Source organism: Streptomyces phyllanthi (assembly GCF_009377205.1).
In the GTDB taxonomy this organism is placed as follows: domain Bacteria; phylum Actinomycetota; class Actinomycetes; order Streptomycetales; family Streptomycetaceae; genus Streptomyces; species Streptomyces phyllanthi.
In genome coordinates, this window is sequence record NZ_VJZE01000133.1 from 1 (window position 1) to 20,120 (window position 20,120).

The 20,120-nt window shown below is 69.3% G+C and carries 17 protein-coding genes; 14 read left to right on the forward strand and 3 right to left on the reverse strand.

Going from position 1 to position 20,120, the window contains the following annotated elements; genetic code table 11:
• A partial coding sequence (locus FNH04_RS47770; RefSeq protein ID WP_456154874.1) for an SCO2400 family protein occupies positions 1-219 on the reverse strand: 219 nt, incomplete at its 3' end.
• A 291-nt stretch (positions 220-510) separates the two neighbouring features.
• Here FNH04_RS47770 and FNH04_RS19995 point away from each other — a divergent pair.
• From FNH04_RS19995 to FNH04_RS20040, 10 genes are all read left to right on the forward strand, one after another.
• On the forward strand, positions 511-1,674 hold the full coding sequence (locus FNH04_RS19995; RefSeq protein WP_322723342.1) for a mandelate racemase/muconate lactonizing enzyme family protein: 1,164 nt from the start codon (positions 511-513) through the stop codon (positions 1,672-1,674).
• Between the two features lie 38 nt (positions 1,675-1,712).
• A complete protein-coding gene (locus tag FNH04_RS20000) occupies positions 1,713-2,717 on the forward strand; it encodes a zinc-dependent alcohol dehydrogenase (RefSeq protein WP_322723343.1) in 1,005 nt (334 codons plus the stop codon).
• 118 nt (positions 2,718-2,835) lie between these two features.
• Positions 2,836-3,804 (forward strand): glycosyltransferase family protein, encoded by a 969-nt coding sequence (locus tag FNH04_RS20005; protein ID WP_322723344.1) that lies wholly within the window; start codon positions 2,836-2,838, stop codon positions 3,802-3,804.
• A 141-nt stretch (positions 3,805-3,945) separates the two neighbouring features.
• A complete protein-coding gene (gene chvE / locus FNH04_RS20010) occupies positions 3,946-5,058 on the forward strand; it encodes a multiple monosaccharide ABC transporter substrate-binding protein (protein ID WP_152786150.1) in 1,113 nt (370 codons plus the stop codon).
• A gap of 47 nt (positions 5,059-5,105) precedes the next feature.
• Positions 5,106-6,656, forward strand: coding sequence for a multiple monosaccharide ABC transporter ATP-binding protein (mmsA, locus tag FNH04_RS20015; protein WP_152786152.1), 1,551 nt, complete (start codon positions 5,106-5,108; stop codon positions 6,654-6,656).
• A complete protein-coding gene (gene mmsB, locus FNH04_RS20020; RefSeq protein WP_152786154.1) occupies positions 6,653-7,897 on the forward strand; it encodes a multiple monosaccharide ABC transporter permease in 1,245 nt (414 codons plus the stop codon). The genes mmsA and mmsB overlap by 4 nt, the downstream gene beginning before the upstream one ends.
• A gap of 116 nt (positions 7,898-8,013) precedes the next feature.
• Positions 8,014-9,081, forward strand: a complete 1,068-nt coding sequence (locus FNH04_RS20025) for an aldose epimerase family protein (RefSeq protein ID WP_152786156.1) — start codon at positions 8,014-8,016, stop codon at positions 9,079-9,081.
• A gap of 186 nt (positions 9,082-9,267) precedes the next feature.
• The gene (locus FNH04_RS20030; RefSeq protein WP_152786158.1) at positions 9,268-10,848 is read left to right on the forward strand and encodes a pyridoxal phosphate-dependent aminotransferase; all 1,581 of its coding nucleotides are present in this window, start codon (positions 9,268-9,270) and stop codon (positions 10,846-10,848) included.
• A gap of 252 nt (positions 10,849-11,100) precedes the next feature.
• A complete protein-coding gene (locus FNH04_RS20035; RefSeq protein ID WP_322723346.1) occupies positions 11,101-12,360 on the forward strand; it encodes an extracellular solute-binding protein in 1,260 nt (419 codons plus the stop codon).
• A 359-nt stretch (positions 12,361-12,719) separates the two neighbouring features.
• Entirely contained in the window at positions 12,720-13,187 is a 468-nt protein-coding gene (locus tag FNH04_RS20040; protein WP_152786160.1) for a peptidoglycan-binding domain-containing protein, read from the forward strand.
• 97 nt (positions 13,188-13,284) lie between these two features.
• Here the strand turns inward: FNH04_RS20040 and FNH04_RS20045 are convergent, their stop codons facing one another.
• The gene (locus tag FNH04_RS20045) at positions 13,285-14,565 is read right to left on the reverse strand and encodes a helix-turn-helix domain-containing protein (RefSeq protein ID WP_152786162.1); all 1,281 of its coding nucleotides are present in this window, start codon (positions 14,563-14,565) and stop codon (positions 13,285-13,287) included.
• A gap of 143 nt (positions 14,566-14,708) precedes the next feature.
• On the opposite strand from FNH04_RS20045, the gene FNH04_RS20050 reads away from it, so the two are divergent.
• The 4 genes from FNH04_RS20050 (at position 14,709) to FNH04_RS20065 (ending at position 18,501) form a co-directional block, all read left to right on the forward strand.
• On the forward strand, positions 14,709-16,058 hold the full coding sequence (locus FNH04_RS20050) for a GH25 family lysozyme (protein WP_152786164.1): 1,350 nt from the start codon (positions 14,709-14,711) through the stop codon (positions 16,056-16,058).
• Positions 16,059-16,176: 118 nt separating this feature from the next.
• On the forward strand, positions 16,177-16,947 hold the full coding sequence (locus tag FNH04_RS20055) for an intradiol ring-cleavage dioxygenase (protein WP_386575440.1): 771 nt from the start codon (positions 16,177-16,179) through the stop codon (positions 16,945-16,947).
• Positions 16,948-17,137: 190 nt separating this feature from the next.
• The gene (locus FNH04_RS20060; RefSeq protein WP_152786168.1) at positions 17,138-17,548 is read left to right on the forward strand and encodes an ATP-binding protein; all 411 of its coding nucleotides are present in this window, start codon (positions 17,138-17,140) and stop codon (positions 17,546-17,548) included.
• 119 nt (positions 17,549-17,667) lie between these two features.
• Positions 17,668-18,501 carry an intradiol ring-cleavage dioxygenase gene (locus tag FNH04_RS20065; protein ID WP_152786170.1) on the forward strand — a complete coding sequence of 278 codons (834 nt, stop codon included), beginning with the start codon at positions 17,668-17,670 and terminating at the stop codon, positions 18,499-18,501.
• Positions 18,502-18,617: 116 nt separating this feature from the next.
• On the opposite strand, the gene arfA is transcribed toward FNH04_RS20065, so the two are convergent.
• A partial coding sequence (arfA, locus tag FNH04_RS20070) for an arabinosylfuranosidase ArfA (protein ID WP_152786172.1) occupies positions 18,618-20,120 on the reverse strand: 1,503 nt, incomplete at its 5' end.

The following is a 20,120-nucleotide window of genomic DNA, read 5'->3' on the forward strand; positions in this document are numbered from 1 at the left end:
CCCGTCGCTCGACGCGCGCCCGCCCCGCGCCGCCCGCCGCCGCGAGCGCGGTCCGGCGGAGTCGGCCCCGTACGGCGACTCCCCGACGGCACCCTCGTCCGGCCGGAGGCCCTCGTCGGCGTCCTCCGCGTACGCGCGGAGCTCTTCGACCGGCGTGCCGCACCCCGGGCAGGCGAGGGCGCCGTTCAGGTGCCGTCGGCACGGGTGGCAATAGTCCATGACGCGGGAAGACTATGGTCCGTTCGGGTGGCCTTCCCAGGGGCTGCTGTGAATGTTGTGTAGGGAACTCGCCGTTCCGGTTTGGCGACTTGAGGGCAGGTCACACCATTCGCCGCCATCCCGGTGCATCCCGGTCCGCACCACGTCGAATCGTGTACCGAAACCGTTATAGGTTCGCCCCATTGACACTCCCCTCGCCCCGTCCTTACTGTCACGCCAGCATTTCGAACGACTGACGAAATCTCGAACGGCGCTGAAGAAGCGCTGTCGGACTCAGTGAGGGACACTGCCGTGCGCATCACCGGAATCAGCACACACGTGGTCGGTACGCCGTGGCGCAACCTGACCTACGTCCAGGTGCACACCGACGAGGGCATCACCGGAGTCGGCGAGACCCGGATGCTGGGACACACGGACGCGCTGATCGGCTATCTGCGAGAGGCGGAGGCCAATCACATTCTCGGGTCCGATCCGTTCGCTGTCGAGGACCTCGTGAAGAGGATGAAGTACGGCGACTACGGGCGGGCCGGCGAGATCGTGATGTCCGGTATCGCGGTCGTCGAGATGGCCTGCTGGGACATCAAGGGCAAGGCCCTCGGGGTGCCGGTCTGGCAGCTGCTGGGCGGCAAGGTCACCGACAAGGTCAAGGCGTACGCCAACGGCTGGTACACCACGGAGCGGACGCCCGAGGCGTACCACAAGGCCGCCCGGGGCGTGATGGAGCGCGGGTACCGGGCGCTCAAGATCGACCCCTTCGGTACCGGCCACTTCGAGCTCGACCACCAGCAGACCCTGTACGCCGTGTCGCTGATCGAGGCCGTGCGCGACGCCATCGGCCCCGAGGCCGAGCTGATGCTGGAGATGCACGGCCGCTTCTCCCCCTCCACCGCCGTACGGCTCGCCAAGGAGCTCGCCCCCTTCAAGCCCGCGTGGCTGGAGGAGCCGGTGCCGCCGGAGAACCTGAAGGCGCTGGAGAAGGTGGCCGCGAAGGTCGACATGCCCGTCGCCACCGGTGAGCGCATCCACGACCGGATCGAGTTCCGGGAGCTCTTCGAGAGCCAGGCCGTGGACATCATCCAGCCGGACGTCGGCCACATCGGCGGTATCTGGGAGACCAGGAAGCTGGCCGCCACCGCCGAGACCCACTACATGCTCGTCGCCCCGCACAACGTGGGCGGGCCGGTCCTGACCGCCGCCTCGCTCCAGGTCGGCTTCACCTCGCCGAACTTCAAGATCCTCGAGCACTTCAACGACTTCGCGGACGCGGAGATCAAGAAGGTCGTCAAGGGCGCTCCCCAGGTGAACCCCGAGGACGGCTGCTTCCACCTCTCCCACGAGCCCGGCCTCGGTGTCGAGCTGGACGTGGACGCGGCGGCGGAGTTCCCGCAGCAGCAGGCCCGGTTCGACCTGTGGGCCGACGGCTGGGAGCAGCGCAAGCCCAAGGGCTCGAAGTGACCATCCGCGACCTGCCAGTCCGACCTTGGGGGGCCTGAGTGAGTACCGCCGTCGTCATCGAGGAGCCGGGCGAGCATCGGCTCGTCCCGCACGAGCCACGGCAGCCGGAGGCCGGCGAGGCCCTGGTCCGTGTGCACGCCGCGGGGATCTGCGGCAGCGACCGCGAGGTCTACCAGGGCACGAGACCCGAGGGTTATGTCCGGTACCCCCTGACTCCCGGCCATGAGTGGTCCGGGACCGTCGAGGCGGTCGGCGAGGGTGTTCCTTCGAGTCTTGTAGGTCGCAAGGTCGTCGGTGAGGGCTTCCGGAACTGCCAGGTCTGCGACCGGTGCCATGCGGGCGAGACGACGCTGTGCTCGGCCGGGTACGAGGAGACCGGGTTCACCCAGCCCGGGGCGATGGCCACCACGCTGACGCTCCCGGCCCGTCTCCTGCACGTACTGCCGGACGACGCCGACCTGTCGGCCGCGGCCCTGCTGGAGCCGGCCGCCTGTATCGCGGCGGCCGCGCTCAAGGCGAACGCCCGGCCGGGCGAGCGGGTGGCCGTCGTGGGCACCGGGACGCTCGGGATGTTCGCCGTTCAGTTCCTGAAGGCGGCCTCTCCGGCGGAGCTGCTGGTCGTCGGTACCCGCTCGGACCGTGCGGCCCTCTCCCGCGACTTCGGCGCCACGGACTTCCGTACGAAGGACCAGGACCTGCCCGGCGACTTCGACGTGGTGATCGAGACGGCCGGGTCCGCGGACGCCGCGACCACCGCGGCCGCCCTGCTGCGGCGCGGCGGGCGTCTGGTCCTCACCGGGATCCCGGCGCCGGGCGCCGACGGACTCGACCCGACCGACCTCGTCGTACGGCAGCTGGAGGTGCACACCGTCTTCGGTGCGGCTCCGGATGCCTGGGCGCACACGGTGCGGGTCTTCGGCGCGGGTCTGCTCGATCCGCTGCCGTTGGTCACACATGAGCTGCCGCTCGCCGAGTTCCCGCAGGCCATCGAGCTGGTGGGCTCCGGCGACCCGAAGGTCGGCAAGGTCCTGCTGCGGCCGTGACACCCCCAAGACGTACGCCGGTACGGAGACCTGACGCTCCGTACCGGCGTACACCCCGTGAGACGTGTATCCAGAGCCGCGAATCCCGTCCGAAATACCGATCAATGAAGGACAGCTTGTGAGCGACGCTTCCGCCAAGGCAGCCCGTCGACCCGGTGAGCAGGCGCTCGCCGCACTCGGCCTGGGTGCACCCGATTTGTCCCCCGCCGACGCCTCGCCGCACTCCTTCCCCGGGGGCGGCAAGTGGCGTACCGAGCTTCCCTCCTGCGAAGGGCCCGAGGCGCTGGCCGTGGTCCTCAAGGAGGCGTCGCGCCTCGATGTGCCGATCCACCGGATCAGCCAGGGCAGCGGCGTGTGGATGCTGACCGACGCCGAGATCACCGAGATGGTCGAGGCCACCGCCGAACGTGACATCGAGCTCTGCCTGTTCACCGGTCCCCGCGGGACCTGGGACATCGGCGGCTCGACCCGTACCGACTCGCGCGGCGCGGGCCTGCGCGCCCGCGGCCACGACGCCGTGGCCGGGTGTGTGGAGGACGCCGTCCGCGCGACCGAGCTGGGCGTCAAGTGCCTGCTCGTCGCCGACGAGGGCGTCCTGTGGACCCTGCACCGGGCGCGCGTCGCGGGGATCATCCCCGCCGACACGACCCTGAAGGTGTCCGCGCTGATCGGTCCGGTCAACCCGACCTCGTACGCGGTGTACGAGAACCTCGGAGGCGACTCGATCAACGTGCCGAGCGACCTCACGCTCGACCACCTCACCGAGATCCGCCGGGTCTCCGCCGCCCCGATGGACATGTACATCGAGGCCCCCGACGACCTGGGCGGCTACATCCGGATGTACGAGGTCGCCGAGCTGATCCGGCGGGGCGCGCCGCTCTACCTGAAGTTCGGCCTGTCCAAGACCCCCGGGATCTACCCGTACGGGCACCACATGCGCGATCTGACGCTGTCCACGGCCAAGGAGCGGGTGCGGCGCGGGCGGCTCGCCCTGGACCTCCTGGCGCGGCACGGAGCGGACGGCGACATGGCCCCGCTGGGGTCGCGGCTGCCCGGCGCGCTGAAGCGGTTCGATATTCCCGCATAACGTTCCGGACAAACCCCCTTCACAAAACAAACGCAGCCACACAGAATCGCACACGCCTCTCTCGGTCTTTCAAGCATCGCTGCAAGGGGGCGCTCCGCGTCTCCCGACCGAGTCCTGCACACACATCAAGGATGATGACTCATGCGTAACCGCCGAGCCGCCCTCGCCGCCATAGCCGGAGCCGCCTCCCTCGCCCTCACCCTCTCTGCCTGCGGGCAGGACAGCGAGGGCGGCAGCGAGGAGGGCTCGGGCAGCACCAAGGGCGCCACCATCGGTATCTCGATGCCGACCAAGTCCTCCGAGCGCTGGATCGCCGACGGCAAGAACGTCGTCGCGGACCTGGAGTCCAAGGGCTACAAGACCAAGCTGGTCTACGGCGAGGACGACCCCGACCAGCAGGTCTCCCAGATCGAGAACATGATCACGCAGGGTGTGAAGGCCCTGATCATCGCGGCCATCGACAACAAGTCGATGAACAACGTCCTGCAGCAGGCCAAGGACGCCGACATCCCGGTGATCTCCTACGACCGCCTCATCCTCGGCACGGAGAACGTCGACTACTACGCGTCCTTCGACAACGAGAAGGTCGGCGAGCTCCAGGCCACCTACATGGTCGAGAAGCTCGGTCTGAAGGACGGCTCCAAGAAGGGCCCGTTCAACATCGAGCTCTTCGCCGGCTCGAACGACGACAACAACACCCGGTACTTCTTCGGCGGCGCGATGAACGTCCTGCAGCCGTACATCGACAAGAAGCAGCTCGTCGTGAAGTCCGGCCAGACCGAGCTGAACCAGGTCACCACCCTGCGCTGGGACGGCGGCACCGCCCAGAAGCGCATGGACGACATCCTGACCTCGGCGTACAAGAGCGACAGGGTCGACGCGGTCCTCTCCCCGTACGACGGCATCTCCATCGGCATCCTCTCGGCGCTGAAGTCGGACGACTACGGCTCCAAGAGCAAGCCGCTGCCGATCGTCACCGGTCAGGACGCCGAGGTCGCCTCGGTGAAGTCGATCATCGCCGACGAGCAGTCGATGACCGTCTACAAGGACACCCGCGAGCTCGCCAAGGTGGCCTCGAGCATGGTCGACGCCGTGCTCAACGACAAGAAGCCCGAGACGAACGACACCAAGACGTACGACAACGGCGCCAAGGTCGTCCCGGCCTACCTGCTCGACCCGGTCGCGGTCGACAAGGCCAACTACCAGTCGGTCGTCGTCGACTCCGGTTACATCAAGGAGAGCGACCTCAAGTAACCGCCGCCAACCGACCGACGATTCACCACTGATTGGAAGGCACGACCATGGCGGGACCCGTCCTGGAAATGCGCTCGATCGTCAAGACCTTTCCCGGCGTCAAAGCGCTGTCGGACGTCACGCTGACCGTCCAGCAGGGCGAGGTCCACGCCATTTGCGGGGAGAACGGCGCCGGCAAGTCGACCCTCATGAAGGTCCTCTCCGGCGTCCACCCGCACGGCACGTACGAGGGCGAGATCCTCTTCGAGGGGGAGCTCTGCTCGTTCAAGGACATCAGGGCCAGTGAGCATCACGGCATCGTGATCATCCACCAGGAGCTGGCCCTGGTGCCCTACCTCTCCATCGCGGAGAACATCTTCCTCGGCAACGAGCACGCCACGCGCGGGATCATCAGCTGGACCGAGACCCTGCGCCACGCCACGGAACTGCTGCGCCGGGTCGGTCTCTCCGACCACCCGGACACCCGCGTCGCCGACATCGGCGTGGGCAAGCAGCAGCTCGTGGAGATCGCGAAGGCCCTGTCGAAGAAGGTGAAGCTGCTCATCCTGGATGAGCCGACCGCCGCGCTGAACGACGAGGACAGCGGAAAGCTCCTGGATCTGATCCTGGAGCTGAAGAAGCAGGGCATCACCTCGATCATCATCTCCCACAAGCTCAACGAGATCCGCAGGGTCGCCGACTCGGTGACGATCCTCCGCGACGGCCGCACCATCGAGACGCTCGACGTCAAGGCCGAGGAGACCAGCGAGGACCGGATCATCAGCGGGATGGTCGGCCGCGACCTGGAGCACCGCTTCCCGGAGCGCACCCCGCACCACCCGGAGGAGGGCGCCGCGCCCGCCCTGGAGATCCGCGACTGGACCGTCCACCACCCGATCGACCAGCAGCGCAAGGTCGTCGACGGGGTGTCGCTCCAGGTGCGGCGCGGGGAGATCGTGGGTATCGCGGGGCTCATGGGCGCCGGCCGCACCGAGCTCGCGATGAGCGTCTTCGGCCGCACCTACGGCCGGTACGCGGGCGGCACGGTCCTCAAGGACGGCAAGGAGATCCGTACGAAGAGCGTCCCCGAGGCGGTCAAGCACGGCATCGCGTACGTCACCGAGGACCGCAAGCACTACGGCCTCAACCTCATCGACACCATCAACCGCAACATCTCGCTCAGCGCCCTCGGGAAGGTCGCCAAGCGCGGTGTCGTGGACGAGCACGGGGAGCGGCAGGTCGCCGAGAGCTTCCGCAAGTCGATGAACATCAAGGCCCCGACCGTCTTCGAGCCGGTGGGCAAGCTGTCCGGCGGCAACCAGCAGAAGGTCGTCCTCAGCAAGTGGATCTTCGCGGGTCCGGACGTGCTGATCCTGGACGAGCCGACGCGCGGTATCGACGTCGGCGCCAAGTACGAGATCTACACGGTCATCGACAAGCTGGCGGCCGACGGCAAGGCGGTCGTCTTCATCTCCTCCGAGCTGCCGGAGCTGCTCGGCATGTGCGACCGCATCTACACGATGGCCGCCGGACGGCTGACCGGTGAGTTCTCGCGGGCCGAGGCCTCACAGGAATCGCTGATGCGTCAGATGACGAAGGACAAAGAGGTAACCCGATGAGCACGGATGTGACCGCCAAGACGCCGGCCCCGGCGCCGCCCGGCAAGGGCGGTTCGGACACGGGCGAGAACCTGCTCCAGCTGGTGCTGGCCGGCATGCGCCGCAACATGCGGCAGTACGGCATGCTGATCGCCCTCGGCCTGATCGTCGTGCTGTTCGCCGTGTGGACCGACGGAGACCTGCTGCTGCCGCGCAACGTCTCCAACCTGGTGCTGCAGAACAGCTACATCCTGATCCTCGCGATCGGCATGATGCTCGTCATCATCGCGGGCCACATCGACCTGTCGGTCGGCTCGCTGACCGCGTTCGTAGGCTCGATAGCCGCCGTGTTCATGGTCAAGAACGACATACCCTGGGTCCTCGCCGTGGTGCTGTGTCTGGCCATCGGCGCGATCGCGGGTGCCGCGCAGGGGTTCTTCATCGCGTATCTCGGCATACCGTCGTTCATCGTGACCCTGGCGGGCATGCTGATCTTCCGTGGTCTGACCGAGATCTTCCTCGAGGGCCAGACGCTCGGCCCGTTCCCGGAGGGTCTGCAGAAGGTCGCCAACGGCTTCCTGCCCGAGGTCGGTCCGGACACCAACTACCACAACCTGACGCTGCTGCTCGGCTTCGGTCTGGTCGCGTTCGTGGTGCTCCAGGAGATCCGTGACCGCAGGCGGCAGCAGGAGTTCGCGCTGGACGTACCGCCCACCAGCCTCTTCCTGCTCAAGCTGGTCGCGCTCGGCGCCGCCGTGCTCACCATCACGATGCTGCTGGCCAGCTACAAGGGCACCCCGATCGTGCTGCTGATCCTGGGCGCGCTGCTCGTGGGCTTCGGCTACGTGATGCGCAACGCGATCATCGGCCGCCACATCTACGCGATCGGCGGCAACCTGCCCGCGGCCAAGCTGTCGGGTGTGAAGGACAAGAAGGTCGTCTTCCTGATCTTCCTCAACATGGGCATGATGGCCGCCCTCGCGGGCCTGGTCTTCGCCGCCCGCTTCAACGCGGCCTCGCCCAAGGCCGGCCTCAACTTCGAGCTGGAGGCGATCGCGGCCTCGTTCATCGGCGGCGCGTCGATGAGCGGCGGTGTCGGCACCGTCCTCGGCGCGATCATCGGTGGTCTGGTCCTGGGCGTGCTCAACAACGGTATGAACCTGGTCGGCATCGGCACCGACTGGCAGCAGGTAATCAAGGGCCTGGTGCTGCTGGCGGCGGTCGGGTTCGACGTCTACAACAAGCGCAAGGTCGGTTCGTAACCGCGCCATCGGTGAAGGGCCCCGTCGAAAGGCGGGGCCCTTCCACGTCCGCAGCCACACAGGCCAGTACTCAGCCACATACGCCATTCCGTGGCGACATCCCAGGGGAGAGCAGGATGGGAGACAGGAAGAAGCCGGTGAGGGAGCTCTTCGGCAAGCTCGCCGACGGCACGGAGGTGCACAGCTGGTCGCTGGCGAACGGCGGCACCCGTATGGAGGTCCTGTCGTACGGCGGGATCGTGCGGTCCCTGGAGATCCCGGACCGCGAGGGCCGGTACGCGAACGTCTCCCTGGGATACGGCGACCTCGACGACTACGTCACGAAGAACAACTTCTTCGGCGCCCTGATCGGCCGGTACGGCAACCGCATCGGCAAGGGCAGGTACACGCTCGACGGCGAGACCCACCGGCTCTCCGTCAACGACGGCGAGAACAGCCTGCACGGCGGCACCGGGGGCTTCGACACGGCCGTCTGGGACGTCGAACCCTTCACCGAGGGCACCGATGTCGGCCTGTACCTGCGCCGCACCAGCCCCGACGGCGAGATGGGCCACCCGGGCACGCTGACGACGAAGGTCACGTACACGCTGACGGAGCGCGGCGACTGGCGTATCGACTACGAGGCCACCACCGACAGGGCCACCGTCGTCAACCTCACCAACCACGTCTACTGGAACCTCGCGGGCGAGGGCAGCGGCTCGGCCCACGACCACGAGCTGGACATCGCGGCCTCCCGCTACACTCCCGTCGACTCCGGACTGATCCCCACCGGTGAACTCGCCGAGGTCGCGGGCACCCCCTTCGACTTCCGCCGGACCACGAGGGTCGGCGAGCACATCCGCGAGGCGCACCAGCAGCTGCTGTACGCCAGGGGCATGGACCACAACTGGGTGCTCGACAAGGGGACCACGGCCGAGCCGGAGCACATCGCGACGCTCCGCGACCCGTCCTCCGGCCGCACGCTGAGGATCGCGACCACCGAGCCGGGCGTCCAGTTCTACTCCGGGAACTTCCTCGACGGCACTCTCGTCGGACCGAGCGGCAGGATCTACCGCCAGGGCGACGCGCTGTGCCTGGAGACACAGCACTTCCCGGACTCGCCGAACCGGCCGGACTTCCCGTCGACGGTGCTCCGGCCGGGGCAGGTGTACCGGTCGGCCACCGTGCACTCGTTCGACATCTGACCCTCGCCCCCCCATCCCCTCACCCGTTTTTTCACAGGTGACTCACAAGTTCTTACCAATTGCTCAGCGGTTGAACAGCGTCACCCCAGACTCCGTATGTAGGGGCGGCCCGTGCTCCCCCGCGCGGGCCGCCCTTAAACGTCGGGCCCGTTCGTCCCCAACGGGCCCGCCCCATACGGAGGTTTCATGGCCGGGAACGTCGCCTCACTGTTCCGCAGCACGGCAGCGCACAGCCCGTCGATGGCTGCGCTGACGCGTGAGGGCGGTGAAGGCGTCGGCCCGATCGACTTCTGCATCCCGTGCAACCCGTACTTCCCCACTCCGGCCATGTTCGACGACCTGGCGGGCCGGCTGCGCGAGATCATCACGTACTACCCGAGCAGCGCCGACACCATCACGGCCGAGCTCTGCAACCTCCTCCAGCTGCCGCCGCAGTGCGTGGCGATGGGCAACGGCTCGACCGAGCTGATCACCTGGATCGACCATCTGCTGGTCCGCGAGTCCCTCGCCATCCCCGTGCCCACCTTCGGCCGCTGGACCGACCAGCCGATGGAGACCGGCAAGAGGGTCGACATGTTCCCGCTCCAGGAGTCGAACGGCTTCGCCCTGGACCTCGCGCAGTACGCCGAGTTCATCCGCCAGCGCGGTACGAAGGTCGCCGTCATCTGCAACCCGAACAACCCCGACGGCGGCTTCCTGCACCGGCACGCGCTCGTGCAGTTCATGGACGCGATGGCCGACCTGGACCTGATCGTCATCGACGAGTCGTTCCTGGAGTTCGCCGACGCCGAGTCCGAGCCGAGCACCGTCGAGGACGCCGTGATGCGCCCGAACGTCGTCGTGCTGCGCAGCCTCGGCAAGAACTTCGGTCTGCACGGCATCCGCTTCGGCTACATGGTCGCCAACCCGGCGCTGGCGGGGAAGGTCCGCGCGATGCTGCCGAAGTGGAACCTCAACTCCTTCGCCGAGACCGTGGTGTTCATGCTCAAGAACCACGGCGCCGAGTACATGGAGAGCCTGCACCAGGTGCGCAGGGACCGCCTGGAGATGGCCCGTCTGCTCTCCAACCTGCCCGGCCTGACGGTCTATCCGTCGCAGGGCAACTTCCTCTTCGTGCGCCTCCCCGTGGGCGCCGAGGGCACCGTGGTCAGGGACCGGCTGCTCACCGAGCACCGCATCCTGGTCCGCGAGTGCGGCAACAAGATCGGCTCGTCCAGTCGCTTCCTGCGACTCGTGGTCCGACCCGAGGTGGACGTGCGTCGCCTGGTGTCCGGCCTGGAGTCGGTGCTGTACGGGTCCAGGAGGGGAGCCGCCGTACCGGAGCTGAGCACCGGGACCAGCTACAGCTCGGGTACGGCGGCCGTGGACCGGCTGATGAGCGAGACGAACGGGGCGGGTATGCAGGGCCTGGCCTCCCAGGCGATGGGCATGCCGAACGTGGCGGCCATGCCCGCGCCGGCGCCCGCGCCCGCCCCCATGCCGCAGATGCCCACGCCGGTTCCGGCGCCTGCTCCGGCTCCGGCGGCCGCGTCGATGCCCGGGATCTCCCCGATGCCGGGCATGGCCGGGATGCCGGGCGGCATGGCGCCCGCTCCGGCCGCCGGTCTGCAGCCGGTCGCCCAGACGGGCATGCCGGGCATGGCCGCCGCCGCCAACCGCCGTGCGATGGGCGCCGCCCAGGGCCTCACCGCGGCCCAGGTCCGCGGCCGCACCCAGCCGGAGGGCCAGCCGGAGCCGTTGGGGTGGCCGGCGGCCGGGGCGATCTAGAGAACTTCGCCGTGTGAGGCCCGCGTCCCGGGATGTCCGGGGCGCGGGCCTCCGGCATGCCCTTGCGGCACGGGCAACTCACGGTGCCCACAGGTGATTTGGAGCCTCTCCCGTCACATCCCCGGAATGAAAACGCAACGCACGCGGCACTGCCCGCGGCCCACGTGGGCCCTACGATCGAGGCCCTCGTCAACGCGCGTAGGTACCCGCGGAGATACGCGCGTGCCGGCCTGGTGGGAAGTGGGTGGGACCGTGCGCCACAGAGCCCGGACGATCACGGCGGCCATGGCCGCGCTGGCGCTCACCGCCGGCCTGGCCGGCTGCGGTGGGGTCGCGGAGTCCGAGTCCCGGACCACCACCCTCACCGTGATCGCGACCAACTACGGCGACAGCCGGCACAAGAACTCCCAGGGCTACTGGGACCGGGTCGCCCTCGCGTTCCGCACCGAGCACCCGGGCATCGACGTGGACATCAGCGTCCACTCGGCCGACACCGTGGAGAAGAAGGTCGCCGAGCTGGTCGAGAGGGGCGAGGCCCCCGACATCGTGCAGACCGACAGCTACGCCGAGTACGCCGACCAGGGCCTCCTCCACAGCGCGGACGAGCTCCTCTCGATCCCGGTCCAGGCGTCCTTCGTACCGAGCCTCACCGAGGCGGGCGAGATGAAGCGGGTCCAGTACGGGATGCCGTTCACGGTGAGCACCCGGCTCCTGTACTACAACAAGGACCTTTTCCGGCAGGCCGGCCTGAAGCCCCCGAACACGTGGAAGGAACTCCTCGCGGCGGCACGGGCGCTCAAGGCGCGGGGCGTGAAGTACCCGATCGCCGTACCGCTCGGTCCGCAGGAGGCGGAGGCCGAGACGCTGATGTGGCTGCTGTCCGGCGGGGGCGGCTACACGGACTCCACCGACCACTACGACCTCGCCTCCCCCGAGAACGTGTCGACGCTGAAGTGGCTGAAGTCGACCCTCGTGGCCGAGGGCCTCACGGGCCCGGTCGCACCGGGCGAGCTCAACCGCAACGCGGCCCTCCTCGCCTTCATCGAGGGCGAGGCGGCCATGGTCAACGCCCCGCTCTCGCTGATGCGGCAGATCGACGACTCGACGCTGTCCGTGCCGTACGGCACCGTGCCGCTGCCGAGCCGCACCGGCAAGGAGGAGCCGACGATGGGCACGGCCGACTGGGTCATCGCCTTCAAGCAGCGAGAACACCGCGAGGAGATCGGCCGGTTCCTCGACTTCCTGTACGGCGAGAAGTACGTGACCGAGCAGGCGGCCCTGTACCAGCTGCTCCCGGTCACCGTCCCGGCGGCTGACGCGATGCGTGCCGACAGGAAGCAGAAGTCCCTGTGGAACGGTCTGGACACGCTGCAGAACCTGGAGCTGTACCCGGTCTCCGAGACCAACTGGTCGCAGGTGGCGGAGGCGGTCAGGTCCCGGATCGGCAAGGCGGTCGCCCCGGGCGGGGATCCGGAGGCGGTGCTGTCGTCCCTCGCGGACGTCGCGGACTGAGCGGACGTCGCGGACTGAGCGGACGTCGCGGACTGAGCGCACGTCGCGGACTGAGCGCACGTCGCGGACTGAGCGCACGTCGCGGACCGAGCGCACGTCGCGGACCGAGGTGACCGAGGCGAGTCGGCGGTCGGCCGCCGACGGTCCGGCCGGGCGGGCGGGCGCGTCCCCCCTCCCGTCCCCTCCCGTCCCACTCCCGTCCCAGCGGGCTGGGAAACGCCCAGCTCAAGCGGCCCGTGCCGTCCCGGTCATCCCAGTGGGAGGCGTTTCCTTGCCGGTGATCGGTGCGCCCTGCCAGCGTCGGTCCGGCATCAACAGCACCACCGCGACAGCGGGACCACTGTGAAAAGGGGACATGCATGCGACCGAGCGTTCTGACAAGGTCACTCGTCAGTGTCACGGCCGTCGTCGGGATCGCCGCCGCGAGCCTGGCGGGTGCGAGCGCGAGCTTCGCGGCGTCCGCGCCGACCTCGAAGCCCGCGGCGAGCACCAGGGCCGTCACACCGCTCGCGACGGTCAACCTCGGCCTGAGCACCACACAGGCCAAGCACATCCAGTGCTGGCTCCAGGAGCACTGGAGCTACACCGGCCAGCGCGACGGTCAGCTGGGCACCAACAGCTGGAAGGCGATGCAGCGCTTCCTCAAGCGGTGGCACGGCTACGAGGGCGCCATCGACGGAGAGGTCGGAGGCGGCACGGTTTCGGCGCTGCAGCGGTATCTGAAGGCCAGCCATGGCTACGAGGGCGGCATCGACGGACAGGCCGGACCGCAGACCCAGGCGGCGTTCAAGCGGTTCGCCGCCTGGGCCGACAGCGTCTGCGACTGACCCGCGCGCGCAGGGCCCCGGCGGGGGACGGGGCCCTGCGACCCACCACTCGCGGTCCACGTGCCCCCTCAGGGCACTCCGCGTGAGTCCGCCGGGGTCAGCGCGGTGTGGAGGAGGCCGATGCCGTGGGAGCCGACCGCAGGGCCCGGCTGCAGTGGGGCCAGTCGTGGAAGTCGCGTTCCCGGTCCCACAGGCGCTTGGCGGCCTGGATGTTCCATTCGGGATCCAGCGCCTTGCGCGGCGTGCCCCTCAGTTCCCGCAGACGTGCGTCGGAGATCTGGAAAAGGCCCCAGTTCCTGGTGCCGTTGGTGTTCGGCAGGATGTGCAGGGGGTCCAGGAAGGACTGGCAGTCGGCGATGGCGACGGCGTCGTCCGGTGCCTCGGTGAACACCTCGCGGACACGCTTGCGGACCTTCTCCGGCGACCAGGTGTCCAGGCGCACCTTCGACTCGTACAGGGCCTTCTTCGTGGGATCCGCGACGACCCCGTTCGGGGAGATGCCCTCGAGCACCTGGAACGCCGTCACCCGGCGCAGGGTCTCGGGACCGAAGGAGCCGTCGACACCGATGGTCGCGCCGCGACGCCGGAGCAGCAGCTGCGCCTCCCGTACGCACTCGTCGTGCTGGCCCATGCTCACCACGGGCTCGCAGGTCGCCGAGAACAGCAGCCGCCGGTCGGCGGCCTCGGGGCTCCCCGCGGGCGAGGAGCCGAGGGACACCCGCCATGCCACGACGGCGAGCACGATGACGGCGGCCACGGCGGTGACGACGGTGAGACGGCGCCCCCGTACGAACCGCTTTCCCTCCCGCGGGGTCGGGCGCTCCGACGGGGACGGCGAGCCCATCTGCCGGGGCGTGTCCGGTGTCTCCGGGGCATCCGGGGCATCCGGGTTCTCCGGGCGTCCGACGGTGAACACCGGTACCTCGGGGGTCCCGGCCGCTTCGGAGGTCCTGGCCGCTTCGGAGGTCCCGTCTGCCTTGGTGGCCCCGTGCGTCTCGGCGACCCCGTGCGCGGGCTCCTCCCCGGCTTCGGCGCTCGTCGCCTCCGGTGTCTCCGGTGTCTCCGGTGAAGGCCGCGGCCGTTCCTCCGGCTGGGGTTGCCGCCCCTCCTCCGGCGCGGGGCGCGGCCCCCGCTCGGCGTCCGCAAGGGCCCAGAGGCGGTGCAGTTCGCGCAACTCCGCGGAGGTGGCCCCGCAGACCGTGGCGATGCGGTGGGCCACGCCGTAGTCCGGCGGGACGGACGTACCCGCGCAGTAACGGTGCAGGCTGGAGCGACTGATGCCGGTCTTCCGCGCGAGTGCCTCGTAGCTGTGCCCTGCTCTCTCCCGCAGCATCCGCAGCCACGCGGCGAACCGTTCGACATCGCCGTACTGGGCCATATGCCCCCCTGTTTTCCGCGAGCCCTCGGCGGTCGTCCCCACGACATCCCGGCAGCTCGGTGTGGTTCCCCCGGGACGCGGTCAGTGTCCCGGTGTCTCGCTGTGCCAGAGCATCCTGGCAGGTTCAGAACACGGAGGAGTCCATGAACCGAAGAACGCTGCGACGAGGGCCGGCCCTCACCGGAGCTCTGCTCACGCTCATGCTCGGGACGACGGCGGTCGACGCGGCCGAACTCGACGCCGCGGCGGCCACCGCCGTCTGCGGTCACACCGACGCACAGCCGGCTCTGGAGCGGGGATCCACCGGTACGGCGGTCCTCGAAGCCCAGTGCGAGCTCAACCTGGCGACCAAGGCGGGCGGCTACACCCCGATCACGGCGGACGGGTCCTTCGGGCCCGGTACCGAGGAACGGGTCCGGGTGTTCCAGCGGTGCGCGGGACTGACCGCCGACGGCGTGATCGGCCCGCAGACCTGGACGGCCCTGAACACCTGGTCCGCCGAGCCGCGGCCCTGCGCGCCCCAGGGGACGTCGAGCACTCCGCAGGCGTCCGTGTGCGGGCACACGGACACACGCCCGACCCTGCGGCGGGGTGCGAAGGGCATCGAGGTCAAGGAGTTGCAGTGCCGTCTCAACCTGGCGATGGAGCCGGGCCACTACCCGCCGCTGGTGATCGACGGTGACTTCGGCGGCGCGACCCAGAACCGGGTCGTCGAGCTCCAGATGTGCGCCAACCTGAGCGCGGACGGGGTCGCCGGGCCCAACACCTGGGCGAAACTCACCGACTGGTCCGGCCGGAACACGTACTGCGCACCGCCGCGCCCGGCGGGCTACCCGATCGACGGGCTGGACACCGCCAAGTACCTGCACCCGAACGGCGCGCCGATCGACTGGGAGGCCGTGCGGGCCGCCGGCGTCGAGTTCGCGACCGTCAAGGCCACCCGGGGCCTGAACGTGACCGACGAGTACCTGGCCACCGACATGGACGGGGCGAGGGGGGTGGGACTCGCCGTCGCGCCCTACCACTTCTACACGGGCACGGCGCCCGACACGGGGGCCGCCCAGGCCGACCGGTTCATCGCCGCCGTACGCGCGGCCGGCTACACCGGGCAGCGCCCCGGGGACCTGCCGCCCGTCTTCGACTTCGAGCGCACGGACGACGGCAGCGAAAGCTGTCCGCCCTACGGCACGGTCGCCGACGCCAAGGCCTGGCTCGACCGGGTGGAGGCGGAGTTCGGCCGCAAGCCGATCATCTACACCCAGAAGTCCTTCCTGGACGCCTGCCTGGGCTCGACCACCGCGTTCGCCGGGTATCCGCTCCAGCTCGCGGACTACCGTCAGTCGATCACCGAGCCCCCGCTGCCGACCGGTTCCAGCACCTGGCTCATGTGGCAGTACACCGCCTCCGCGCTCTTCGACGGCATCCGGGCCCCGGCGACCGCGGACGTCTTCAACGGCACCCGGGAGGACCTCGACCGCCTGGCCAACAGGTGAGCTCGGAGCCGCTCACCCTCCCTCCGTACCGACCAGGTCACGCGTCCGGTATGCGACTTGACGTTGCGTCACTTTGCCGAACCGACAGCCTGCTGACAGGTTCCGTTTCTAGGGTGCCATGTCCATGACAGACACTTCAGAAGCACCCTCGATCGGGCGCCGTACCGTACTGATCGCCACCGGCGCCACGGCGGCCACCCTCGCCGTGGCCGCCGCCGCGCCTGAAGCCCCCACAGCCGACACGGCCGCCACGACCCCCGTGGCCGCCGCGGCCGTCTGCACCCTCACCAAGGAGATGACCGAAGGCCCCTACTACCTCGACGGGCAGTACGTCCGCGCCGACATCAGCGAGGACAAGGCGGGCATCCCGCTGGAGCTCACCCTCACCGTCGTCGACGACGACACCTGCGCCCCGCTGAACAACGCCCTGGTGGAGATCTGGCAGGCCGACGCGCTCGGCGAGTACTCCGGGTTCGTCGGCAACAACGGCCACCCGGGGCCGGACAACGGCACGTTCCTGCGCGGGGGCGTGCTGACGAACTCCAGCGGTGTCGCCAGGATCACGACGATCTACCCCGGCTGGTACCGCGGGCGGTGCATCCACATCCACCTCAAGGTGCACACCGACGTCACGCTCACCTCGGACGGTTCGTTCACCGGCGGCCAGGAGATCCACACCGGTCAGCTGTTCTTCGACGAGGCGGTCACAAGGAGCGTCGCGACGGTCTCGCCGTACTCGACCAACACGGTTCCCCGCACCACGCTCGCCCAGGACTCCATCTACGACGACGGGGGCGCCGCCTCCGGCCTGCTCACGCTGACGGCGCTGGGCAGCTCCCCGTCGGCGGGGTACGCGGGCACACTGACGGTGGGCGTCGAGACCAGCTGACATCCGTTCCTCCCGGAGGGGTGGCCCGAGTTGTGGTCGGGCCACCCCTTCCGTCATGAACCGGGAAAACGAGCAACGACAAACGACCGGAAGAATTCATTCCCCGGTCACGAACGCACAACTCCGGCCGCTATCCATCCCCAGCCGGTCCTTGCGGCCCAGATCCTCCGTACGCGGCTAGCGTGGCCTTATGCGGCTGAGCGGCCTTGACGACTCCGAGACGGTCCTGTTGAAGCGAAACTTCACAGGCGCGAACCTGTCCCTGCTGCGCGCCCTGGTGGAGGACACGGCGGCCGCCGAGGGACTGACCGGGGTGCGGCTGGGCGAGTTCACCCTGGCCGTCAGCGAGATCGCCGACAACGCCGTCGAGCACGCGGGCGGACGCGGCCACCTCGAACTCCGGCGCCTGCCCGACGAGCTGGAGTGCCGCATCACCGACAACGGCCCCGGCTTCACGCCCGTCATCCCCGAGCTGCTCCCCGGCCTCGACGACACCCGCTCCGGCCGCGGCCTCTGGCTGGCCCACCTGGTCACCGACCGCCTCACGGTCGCGGCGAGCGCCACGGGAGCGGCGGTCACGCTGGCCATGCGACTGCGCTGACGACGCGCGGAAAGTGTCCCGACTCACGCTCAATCACACTCCGTTGGGACTTACATCCCCAGCGCACCCACAGGCCGGTGTTAAGGATTTCCTCAGATTCGCGCCTAACTTCGCTGAGCATGACAGAGAACACCACCAGCAACGAGCAGTCCGGCCGGCACCGCAGGGACAAGGGCGTCCAGCGGCGCCGGGTCCTGATCGGCGGCGGCACCGCCGCCGTGGCGGGCGGGCTCGCGGTGGCCGGGTTCGCCTCCGCCGCCAACACGACCACCGAGACGACGGCCGGCTCCTCCACGTCGAGCCAGTCCTCCTCCGGCACCTCCACGACCGCCGATGTCTGCGTACTGAACGCCGAGGTCACCGAGGGCCCGTACTCCCTGGAGGGCGCCCTCGTCCGCGAGGACATCCGGGAGGACAAGGAGGGCTTCGAGGTCCGGTACACCTTCACGGTCGTCGACGTCGCGGGCGACTGCGCCCCGCTCGCGAACGCCCTGGTCGAGATCTGGCACTGCGACCACCTCGGCGAGTACTCCGGCTTCGTGGGCGGCAACGGCCACCAGGAGGAGGACAACGGCACGTTCCTTCGCGGCGGGCAGATGACCGACGAGAACGGCCAGTGCAGCATCACCTCGATCTGGCCGGGCCACTACGTCTCCCGCTGCACCCATGTCCACATGCGGGTGCACACGGATGTCACGCTCACCGACGACTCGTACACCGGCGGCGAGGTCATCCACACGGGGCAGCTGTTCTTCGACGAGGAGATCAACGCGGAGATCCAGGCGACCGCCCCGTACTCGGAGAACACCACGCCCGAGACGTCCCTCTCCGACGACAGCATCTACGACGACGGAGGCGCCTCCAGCGGTCTCCTCACACTGACGGCCCTGGGCGACAGCGTGTCGGACGGGTACAAGGCCACGCTGACCGTAGGCGTGGACACGTCGAGCTAGCCGACGGGAAACCCGGCCGGCAGCAGCAGGTTGCGGCCCCGCGCCCCGAAAGGATGCTGCATCCGAAAGAAGCGCGGGGAACTGCTCGACCGGCCACTGACGAGCCGCGTGTGCGGCTAGCGCAGCCGGATCACGTTCCACGACAGGGGCTCCAGGACGGCGTTCAGTGTGCCGTCCCGGAGGGTCGTGCCGTCCACGGTGTGCGGGGCGACGCGCTCCGGGTCGTCGAGGGTGTTGCGGGCGTCGGGGTCGGCGTCCGCCAGCGCGCTGTGCTCGACCACCGAGGTCAGCTCCAGGCCGTTCAGGGCGACCTCCAGCGGCAGCGGTTCGGTACGGCTGCGGTTGACCGCGAACACGGTGACCGAGCCGTCCTCCGCCCGGACCGCCGTGGCGTGCAGCAGGTCGGCCTCCCCGTACTTCCTCGTCTCGTACGTCGGTGAGTCGACCCGTACGTCGAGGACCTGCCCGCGCCCGTACGCGGAGGCCTGCGCGAACGGGAAGAACGTGGTCTGCCGCCAGGCCGGGCCGCCCGGCTCGGTCATGATCGGCGCGATGACGTTGACGAGCTGGGCGAGGCAGGCGACGGTGACCCGGTCGGCGTGCCGGAGCAGGGCGATGAGGAGCGAGCCGAAGACGACCGCGTCCATGACGGAGTAGTTGTCCTCCAGCAGGCGCGGGGCCTCGGGCCAGTCCAGCGGGTCGGCCTTGGCGGACTCCTCCCAGTCGGAGAGGTACCAGACGTTCCACTCGTCGAAGGAGAGGCTGATCTTCTTCTTGGACTTGAGCTTCGCGCCCACGTGGTCGCAGGTCGCGACGACGTTCTCGATGAAGGACTCCATGTCGACGGCGGAGGCGAGGAAGGAGTCCAGGTCGCCGTCGGTCGGCCAGTAGTAGGCGTGCAGCGAGACGTAGTCGACGAGGTCGTACGTCTCCGCCAGGACCGTGGCCTCCCACTCGGCGAAGGTCGGCATGGACTGGCTGGAGGAGCCGCAGGCGACGAGTTCGACGGTGGGGTCGATCTGGCGCATGGCACGGGCGGTCTCGGCGGCGAGGCGGCCGTACTCCTGGGCGGTCTTGTGGCCGGTCTGCCAGGGCCCGTCCATCTCGTTGCCGAGACACCACACCCGGATCCCGAAGGGGTCCTTGTCGCCGTGGGCGATCCGCTGCTCGGACAGGGCGGTTCCGGAGGGGTGGTTGGCGTACTCCTGGAGCTCCAGGGCCTCCGCGACACCCCGTGTGCCGAGGTTGAGGGCCATGACGGGCTCGGCCTGGGGGCCGATCTTCCTCAGGAAGGCGATGTACTCGGAGAGGCCGAAGCGGTTGGTCTCCGTGGACCGCCAGGCGAGGTCGAGGCGGCGGGGCCGCTCCTCCACCGGGCCCACCGAGTCCTCCCACTTGTAGCCGGAGACGAAGTTGCCGCCGGGGTAGCGGATCGCGGTGACGCCCAGCTCCCTGACGAGGTCGAGGACATCCGTCCGCAGGCCCGCCTCGTCGGCCGAGGGGTGGTCCGGCTCGTACACACCGGTGTAGACGCAGCGGCCGAGGTGTTCCACGAAGGAGCCGAACAGACGCGGGTTGACCTCGCCGACGGTGAAGGCGGGGTCGAGGGTGAACCGGGC

Coding starts and splice junctions, on each gene's coding strand:
- chvE (WP_152786150.1), top strand. CDS start 3,946: ATGCGTAACCGCCGAGCCGCCCTCGCCGCCATAGCCGGAGCCGCCTCC.
- mmsA (WP_152786152.1), top strand. CDS start 5,106: ATGGCGGGACCCGTCCTGGAAATGCGCTCGATCGTCAAGACCTTTCCC.
- mmsB (WP_152786154.1), top strand. CDS start 6,653: ATGAGCACGGATGTGACCGCCAAGACGCCGGCCCCGGCGCCGCCCGGC.
- FNH04_RS20025 (WP_152786156.1), top strand. CDS start 8,014: ATGGGAGACAGGAAGAAGCCGGTGAGGGAGCTCTTCGGCAAGCTCGCC.
- FNH04_RS20030 (WP_152786158.1), top strand. CDS start 9,268: ATGGCCGGGAACGTCGCCTCACTGTTCCGCAGCACGGCAGCGCACAGC.
- FNH04_RS20040 (WP_152786160.1), top strand. CDS start 12,720: ATGCGACCGAGCGTTCTGACAAGGTCACTCGTCAGTGTCACGGCCGTC.
- FNH04_RS20045 (WP_152786162.1), bottom strand. CDS start 14,565: ATGGCCCAGTACGGCGATGTCGAACGGTTCGCCGCGTGGCTGCGGATG.
- FNH04_RS20050 (WP_152786164.1), top strand. CDS start 14,709: ATGAACCGAAGAACGCTGCGACGAGGGCCGGCCCTCACCGGAGCTCTG.
- FNH04_RS20055 (WP_386575440.1), top strand. CDS start 16,177: ATGTCCATGACAGACACTTCAGAAGCACCCTCGATCGGGCGCCGTACC.
- FNH04_RS20060 (WP_152786168.1), top strand. CDS start 17,138: ATGCGGCTGAGCGGCCTTGACGACTCCGAGACGGTCCTGTTGAAGCGA.
- FNH04_RS20065 (WP_152786170.1), top strand. CDS start 17,668: ATGACAGAGAACACCACCAGCAACGAGCAGTCCGGCCGGCACCGCAGG.